Below are 4,642 nucleotides of genomic sequence, written 5' to 3' on the forward strand. Positions count from 1 at the left end.
TCTTGGGATTCCCGATCCGGTTCTTCAACCGGATCTCCATGCTCGTCAGCCCCTCAGGCACCCGGAAACGGTACACCTTCTGCTGCCCGTAGGAAAGGCTCTCCCCCGCCCAGGTGACCGGCGCAGCCACGGCCAGCGGCGAGGCAGTCTTGTCGTTTACTGGCATCTCGCCGACGCTCGTCAGGGTATAGCTGACCCCACCAGTGCCGATATCATTCGTGGACGGAGGACTCTGCCCTTCGCTGATCACCGCCAGATAGTAGACACCGCTGCTGATGGTCGTTCCCGTGCTGTCCGCATACTTGTAGAAGAACTCTTTCCCGTCCTTCTGCCGTTTGACCCCTGCAAAGTAACCTGAATAATCAGAATCACTCAGGACATAACTTAAATATCCCGCCATCACGTTCGGCAGGGCGCCCCGGCGCACGGCCATGAGCGCCTCTCCGGTCGTCGGAGCCATGTTGACGGACCAGCTCTTCGTTCCTGCCGGGACCGTCACCCGGTAATAGGCAGCCTCCCTGGGGGCGAGACCGGTCCCGCTTACGCTGCTCCCCGTCCCGCTGAACGCCAGATCCTTCACCTGAATGGGCCAGGCGACGCTTTTCGAATCGCTCCCTATCCCGATCCCCCGGCTTACCAGGGTGTAGCTTAAGGGAGTCGTGCTCGAATCGTTCGCCCCTCGGCTTACCCCGACATAGTAGGTGCCGGGCTCCAGCGGACTCCCCAGTCCCATGACCAGGTACTTGTTGGGGTCGAACACCCCCTGGCTGGCGTTTATGTAATAGCGTCCCGTCCAGTCTCCGCCGGCTGCCCATTGAGCCCCGCTGCTCCAGATGTTGGAGCCATAGAGGTAATAGTAGGAGCCGTAGTAGAACTGAGTGGTGCCGAAATCCGCCGGCAGCTGGTCACGCCGCACCACCATCTGAGGAGTGCCGCCCGTCACCTGCAGCCGCAGGTCCCAACCCAAAAGGCTTGAGTCAGCCGGAATGGTGACCTTGAACCATTTCCAGGTAGCGGCCGGCTGACTCACAACTGTCACGCTGTTCGAGCATAAAGAGGCATCGCTTTGGCATTGTGACGATCCATCATTGAGCGTGAAAGAAGGGGTGGGAATCTCCCGGGTCGTGAGCTGGAAGGCGCCCAGTGCCTGATCCGGTGTGTTGACGCCGACATACCAGATGTCCGCCTGATGCCCGGGATGCTGGAGGAAGCCGAGGGTGCTTGAGACATCCACCTGGCTTGCCTCCTGAACATAGGTGTTGTAGCTGCTGCCGCCGCTCCGGAAACGCCACCGTGCCGGCACGGCATTTCTGCGCAGGGCGATCTCGCTGCCGGCCACCTGCCCGGCCAGGTCAACCTGCCAGCCAAGAAAGCCAAGCTGGGAGTTGATGTCGCTCACCTGGTAATACTGCCAGCCGGACCTCTTTACATCGCCGGCCGCATTGCCAATGGCTGTTGCCTTGCAGGAAACCGCACTGTTTGACTCCAGCGGCGGACAGAGTGTTTGATAGTTCTGCGTGGTGTAGACGCCGTTGGTTTTCAATGGGGTCAGGTTGTCGTTGATGTACGAGATCCCGGTAATGAGCGGATTCTTGCTGGTGAGAGTGAAGGTATAGGTGCCCGTGCCGTAAACGGTGACATACCAGGCGCCGTCGGTCAGGGTGGGCGGCACCTGTGTGATGCTGTCGATGACACCGGCAGGCGCCTCTGAGAGGGCGTCATTGTTCCAGCGGTTCGGCACGTCCCCTTTGCGGAGGTAGACATCGGCGTTCTGCCCGGTACCCGAGGCGACGTTCACCTGCCAGGCGATCTGCTGGACCGGCACATCGATCTTGTAGGTGAGGTAGCCGAACCCGCCGTTATTACCCTGATTGGAAAGGGTAAAGTCGAAGTTGGCGGCTCCCCCCCCCTGGCTGTACCCGGCAACGGCACTGGGAGTGAGTATGGCCTGCTTGCGGGAATCGAGCGTGAAGGTACTCCCGGGAGTCCCCTTGACACCGACCAGATAGAGGGCGCTGGTCAGATAGGGGGGGACCAGCAGCATCTGTCCGGCTTCCGACTGCTCCGCCACCTCGGACCACGGGGTCTTGATGGGCGCCGTCCCCTTGCTGACGTACATCTGGTTTGCACTGCCGTTGAGCCACAGTCGCCACGCCGGGGTGGCGGCATCGACGCTCCCCTTGAAATAGTACATCCCCTCGCGTCCGATCGTTGCCGTGGCGTTGGAGCTGGTATCGCTTACCGCTCCCAGATCCTGGACATAAATGTCCCCGCTGAAAATGCTCCAGGTGGCGTTCGGCGCGGCATGGACCCGCAGGTACCAGGTCTGGTTGTTGTCGAACTGGCTGGCGCCGAGTATCAAGCCGTCGGACCCGGCCTGGGTCGATTTGTAAGTGGTGTCGCCGAGAGGGGGGGTGGTCTGTTGCTGGTAAAAATCCGCCTCGCCGCCGGTTACATTCAGGACCGTGCGCCAGGCGCCGTATGCCGAAGTCTGGCTGGTGATGCGGAAGAGATAGTCACCACCGGCGGTATCGGGCTGATTCATGATGTTAGTCCCGGACAGGGCGGTGCCCGGGTCCCAGGGGAGGTCCCGGCAATAGGCCAGGTCGGGGGTGTAGCTGAAGGTAAGGGCGGCATTGGCGTGGATGCGGACGTGATAGGTTGCGCCGTCGGTGAGGGATGAGTCCGGGACCAGCAGGGTGTGGAGGGTCTGCCCCGAACTCCCCGCCACCAGCGTGCCGGCCGCGTGATTGCTGCCGGTATACAGGTAAAAATCGCTGGAGGCTGAACTGGACAAAACGAGGCGCACCCCCTTCTGGGGCGTGGCAAGGGTGATATCGTAGTAGGCCCACTGGCCGCTGGTAAGGCTGCCGCTCTGGGTAGCGGCATCGGCCGATTGGAGCAGCCATCCACCCAAGAAGAAGAGCGTCAACGAAAGTAAGCTGATCCCCCGCAGTAGTGTCATCCGTACCGAAGCTTCCCGTTTGCCTGTCATACCATCCCCCTTCAATGTCCTTGTGTCAAAGATCTGTGTGTGCAGACAAAAAATAACCTCATGGTACTATGTAAATGACTGCACGGTAATATGAACATACTTATACGTCAATTACTTTCTCCAGTCCTGTGACGAGCTCATACTCAACTTCCGCATCTGGTCCAGTAGTAAGATATTGAAATGACACTCGCTTGTCAGATTGATTCAACTAAACAATATTAAGACTCTGAAAGCTTGCGCCGGTTTCCGGGTGAACTGCTCAATCAATTAATGCTGCTGTTTTTTGTAAGAGCCGGTCACTAGGTTCTATGACTGTGCAAGTATTCCTTAGCCTATAAATAACATTAGAAAGAATAAATACTTCAGAGTAACAACAGTCAGCTCACCCTTTTGCTACAGTGCCAACCGGTTGGGCAAAAGAAAACCGCTCCAGCAGACTGACTGGAGCGGTCGGAAAAACGAACCCATATGAAACTATCGATACTTCACCAGGACCGGTGAAGGTTTTGATTGTCTTACCCGTAACTCAGTGGACGGCGACATTTTCCACACGAACCGTACCGTCACGTATTATCAGCGAACCTGCGATCTCGGTTGTGCCTGTTACCGTGCTGAACGAGGGATCAAAACCACCTTTGATTCTCACTGCCATCGGCCGGTCGAGGATGAGATTCTCTGCGAAGCCCCCTTCCCTACTCTCTATACTGTCTCCGGTAGCCGCAGACTGGTATGCCGACTGGAGCAGCGAGAAGGGTGTTTCAACAGTGCCAAACACCTTAACCATTGGGGCATTGGTGAAAACAACAGAAACGGAAGTAGCGCCGTTCACCGTCAAGGTGCAGTTGCCGCTTTTGTTCACGCAGGCGCCCTGCCAGCCGTCGAAGGTAGAGTTGGCATCGGGTGTTGCCATGAGGGTAATGATTGTGTCGGCATCGAGATCTGCCGAGCATGACCCGGATGAGCACGTCAGTAGTGATGGCGTTGAGTTTATCGAGCCTGAACCGGTTCCGGTAAAGGTGACCGTTAATTGGCTTTTTGCAGTGAACGTTGCTGCAACGGAGAGGTCGCTGTTCACCGTAACGGTACAGGCGCCTGTTCCAGAGCAGGCACCTGTCCAACCTGCAAAGGATGCCCCCGGCAAAGGAGTCGCGGTCAGGGTAACAACGGTCCCGGCGTCGAAGAACCAGGAAGCCTGCTGTCCCTGGGAAGAAATGCCGGCAGGTGAACTTGATACAGCCCCTGACCCGGTTCCGGCAAAAGTAACGCTCAACTTGTGCTCGGGAACACTTTTGCTGAGGATGATATTCTGGATTTTGCTGGAAAGCATGCTGTAGCCGGTTATAGCGGCATTGACGAACTGCCCGCCAGAGGGCGCATAAATATTGAGAGGATAGCTGCTGTACGGCAGGAGCACCATGCTGTAGTTGCCGGCGGCGTCAGAGAGCACCTGGTAGGTAGAGGAGCCGTCGTTGCGGCAGGTATAGGAAGCACCGTTCGCCGTCCAACTCGTGTAGGGAACTGAGACCTTTACCCCGGCAACCGCCACCCCGTTGCTGTCCGTCGTCTTCCCGCTCAAGGTCACGAAGGGGAGCGTCACGTTCTGCGTCACCGCTCCGTTCACCGCCAGCGCGGCGACATATCCCGTTA

The 4,642-nt window shown here is 58.0% G+C and carries 2 protein-coding genes; both read right to left on the reverse strand.

Going from position 1 to position 4,642, the window contains the following annotated elements; genetic code table 11:
• Positions 1-2,995 (reverse strand): pre-peptidase C-terminal domain-containing protein (locus AC11W3_RS16945; RefSeq protein WP_484093400.1); only part of this gene is annotated, 2,995 nt, incomplete at its 3' end.
• A gap of 526 nt (positions 2,996-3,521) precedes the next feature.
• A partial coding sequence (locus AC11W3_RS16950; protein ID WP_484093401.1) for an InlB B-repeat-containing protein occupies positions 3,522-4,642 on the reverse strand: 1,121 nt, incomplete at its 5' end.

It is taken from the genome of Geomonas sp., assembly GCF_056994735.1.